Source organism: Terriglobus sp. YAF25 (genome assembly GCF_052113305.1).
In the GTDB taxonomy this organism is placed as follows: domain Bacteria; phylum Acidobacteriota; class Terriglobia; order Terriglobales; family Acidobacteriaceae; genus Terriglobus.
In genome coordinates this window covers 1-3564 of record NZ_JBFRCY010000491.1, presented here as the reverse complement: position 1 = coordinate 3564, position 3564 = coordinate 1, and the positions used below count along the sequence as shown (strand labels likewise).

The 3564-nt window shown below is 57.5% G+C and carries 3 protein-coding genes; all 3 read right to left on the bottom strand.

Going from position 1 to position 3564, the window contains the following annotated elements:
- Positions 1-179 precede the first annotated feature (179 nt).
- Positions 180-638, bottom strand: coding sequence for a DinB family protein (locus tag AB4043_RS18645; RefSeq protein WP_442301090.1), 459 nt, complete (start codon positions 636-638; stop codon positions 180-182).
- A 135-nt stretch (positions 639-773) separates the two neighbouring features.
- Positions 774-1871: a sensor histidine kinase gene (locus AB4043_RS18640; RefSeq protein WP_442301089.1), complete on the bottom strand. Its 1098-nt coding sequence runs from the start codon at positions 1869-1871 to the stop codon at positions 774-776.
- An 82-nt stretch (positions 1872-1953) separates the two neighbouring features.
- On the bottom strand, positions 1954-3516 hold the full coding sequence (locus AB4043_RS18635; protein WP_442301088.1) for an ATPase domain-containing protein: 1563 nt from the start codon (positions 3514-3516) through the stop codon (positions 1954-1956).
- Positions 3517-3564 lie beyond the last annotated feature (48 nt).

Here is a 3564-nt window from a genome sequence, read left to right as displayed (position 1 = left end):
GCCTATGACTGGCAAGCACGTAGAGGCGGGCCGTTCGACGAGTGATAAATCGCCAATGCGCTCACCGACACCGCATTAGTAACGATATGTCGGCTTATCGTAAATGCGAATAACTCCGTTTGCATGGGCTCTACCGAATTTCTCAATACATCCTAAAACGTGAGTCCAGGCCGAAGCCTCTATTCAATCCTGCTGAGATCGGTGTCGGGCGCGGGGTAGCCTAACGTACGGCACATAGAGACGATCTGACCCTTGTGATGGAAGGCGTGAGTCAAGACGTGATGAAGGATCAGTGCCGGGGTGCGAATGGCCGTGTCCCCGTCCGGGAAATGCAGTTCTGCATTTGTGTTGAGTTGCTCGTCTGTCAGGTCTGACAGGTAGGCAAGCGTGTTTGCGCCGACGCAGTGTTGCAGGCGCCTGGCATCGGGAATGGTAGACCAGTCGGCGGGATCCTCATCCTGGAACGGAGTTGCCTGGAGGGTATGGATCCAAAACGCTTCGCAGTTGAAGATATGAATGACCTGAGCGCGAAGCGTTGGGAGACCGAAGCCTGGAAGTTCTTTCACGTACTCTTCTTCGGGGATCGTCGAGAGATGATCGAGCAGAAGAGTGAGGCTGGAATACGTCCAGCGATGCAACTTGCGGATTCCGGTGAGAGTGAACAGGAGCAGCCTCCTTTCGGTTCGGATTCATTGTAAGTCCGAAACCTGGGGCGGCACCCCGGGCTGGTATGGAGCGCGCCGTTGGCGCTTCAACAGAGGTTCCGGCGGGCTTCAGGCGGCGACGGAAGCGCTTGAGGTGTCGGCCTGCTCGGCCGGAATGAGGATTGAGAAGACGGTTCCGCGATGGTCAGCGTTTATGGAGCTGCGAACGCGAACGGCCCAGCCATTTTTTCTGACGAGCTCTTGCGTAACCCACAGGCCGAGGCCTGTGCCGGTTTCTCCTTTCGTGGTGACGAAGGGTTCGAACACAGTCGGCAGCAACCGGGGATCGATCCCCGAGCCGGTGTCTGCGATGGTCAAGCTCAGGTACCGTCTGTCTGGCATCTTCGAGCTGTGCCAGGAACCAATTCTCAGTCTTAGCTTTCCCCCGGTGCGCATCGCATCGAGTGAATTACTGATGAGATTGGCGATAACCTGCCGCAACTCTCCTGGATTGGCATAAACAGAAACTAGAGCGGAACGTGCTTCTTTATGCACGTCGACCCGCGCCGATATCAGACGCGAGTGATACAGCGTCAGCATGGAGTCCAGTACGGCGCTGACGTCGACCAGTACCGGCTTATTGGGTTCGCGGTAATAGCGCAACGTGTGTTTGGCGATCTCGGTCACTCGCGCGAGCTCCTGCTCGGCCTGGCCGAGATAGATCTGCGCGTTCTCCGAAGATGTTTCCGAGCGCAACAGATAAAGCAGGTTGGTCACGGATTCCAACGGATTGTTGATCTCGTGGGCAATGCTTGCCGCCAGGCGGCCGGTAACGGCCAGTTTCTCCGCGCGGCGGAGAGCATCCTGAGCTCGCACCATCTGCTCCATCTGGTCCCGTACCTGATATTGGCGCTGCCTTCCACGCAGGGCGACTTCGAGCGTGCTGAACAGGGTTTCCGGACGAAGCGGGCGCTCCAGAAGAAGCACGTTGCCGAGCGGCATCCGCAGCTTGCGAAGCCGTTCACTCTCGGCCGTAACCCGGCCGCCGGAGACCATAAGGATGACCGGAAAGTCTGACCATGCCGGTTGTTCCTTCAGCGCTGATTCCAGTTGTTGGATTGCGGCGCCTGTCAGTGCTTCCTCGGTGACGATGGCCGCGCCGGTGCCGAGGCGTATGTTCTCTGCCAATTCCGAGACGGAGTTCACGATATGGCAAGGCTTGCCCATTTTCTCCAGAAGACTGGCGATCAACGACGCATCGCGTCCTGTAGGAGCCAGAACGAGGGTGCGTGTTTCACGAGACGTCGTTTCATTTGCGGCGATCAGAAGAATCCTCCTGGCTCGTAGAACCCGTGAACGTCGGGTTCCCGGTAAGGATGCCTTCGAACTCCTGCAGTGGAGGCCCGACCCTGATGCCACCGTTGCGAAAGATTAGCTCGCGGATGGTGCGTTCATGTGGTCCACTGCGTTTTTTAACGACTGAGAGTGCCTGGCGGATTGCTCCTGCGCGCTCAAAATAACGGAAAAGAAGAACCGTGTCTGCCAGATAGCTGACGTCAACGGGAGAGTTGGTGATCCCGATGAAGCCATGCTGTGCCAGCGTGAGCAACGTTACGATGCCCTGCTGCCCGAGGTAGGCTAACAATTCGTGCAGTTGCATGGCGAGAAACTGTTCATGCGGCATGGCGTTGAGCAATCCGTTCATGCTGTCGATGACAACCATTCGGAGATCTTGTTCGTCGACGAGGCCCCTGATGCGGGAGACGAACTCTCCGGGAGAGAGCTCGGCGGGATCGATCTGGTGAATCTCAAGCATGCCGCTTTCCATTAGCCCGGTAGGATCCATACCCAGGCCCTGTCCGCGCTCAACCAGCGTTGCAAGCGCCTCATCAAACGTCAGGATGACCGCCTTCTCGCCGCGTTGGGCCGAGGAGACGGCATAGCGAAGCGCGATGGTTGATTTACCGCAACCAGCCGGCCCGATGAGGAGAGTACTTGTCCCCGTATCAATTCCTCCGCAAAAGAGGTCATCCAGCTCTCGCAGGCCGCTCACGATAGGGGCTCGTTTAAAACCGGGCTTGTGCTCGGCGGCGATCAGGCGCGGGTAGATCTTGATTCCACCGGTCTTGATGGTGTAGTCGTGGTAGCCTTCGCGGAACTGAGAGCCGCGAAGCTTGTGGATCTCCATCCGGCGTCTTTTGATGCCATAGTCCCGTTCCAGGCTCTGCATTTTGATGACGCCGTGCGCGATGCTCTGGAGCTGGAGGTCGTTCACATCTCCTTCGGCGGTTCTGTCATCGAGCAGAAGGACAGTGCAGCTCCGGCCCGCGAAATACCGCTTCAATGCGAGAATTTGGCGACGGTATTTGAGCGGATCGCGGGCGAGCATGCGGAACTCTGAAAGAGAGTCGAAGACAACTCGTTGCGGGTTGATCTCCTCCACCTGCCTCAGGATGGAAGTCATGGTGTCTGCCAGTTCGACATCGGAGGGGTGAAAGACGGTGTACTGCGCGTCCGGGCCGAGATCCTCGTCGGAATGAATCATCTCGTAGATGGTGATCGGTTCCACGGACCAGCCATGGGATGCCGCCACCTGCTCCAGCTCAAGCTTGGATTCGGACAAGGTGACGTACATTCCTCCGTCGCCTTGCCTCACACCTTCAAGCAGGAACTGCAACGCGAGTGTCGTTTTGCCGGTCCCTGGATCCCCCTCCACAAGGTAGAGGTGGCCTTTGGGGAGGCCACCGTTCAGGATGTCATCCAGGCCAGCAAGACCCGTCAGGAGTCTGATTTCTTTGTTCGCAGACTGATTGTTGTTAGAGGAAAGGACTCCCGATATCCGGGGTCCCTCGCTCGATGGAAGCTTACCCATACCGCCCCTCCAACGGGTTTAGATGTCAATTTCCCCAAAAAGTCTGCC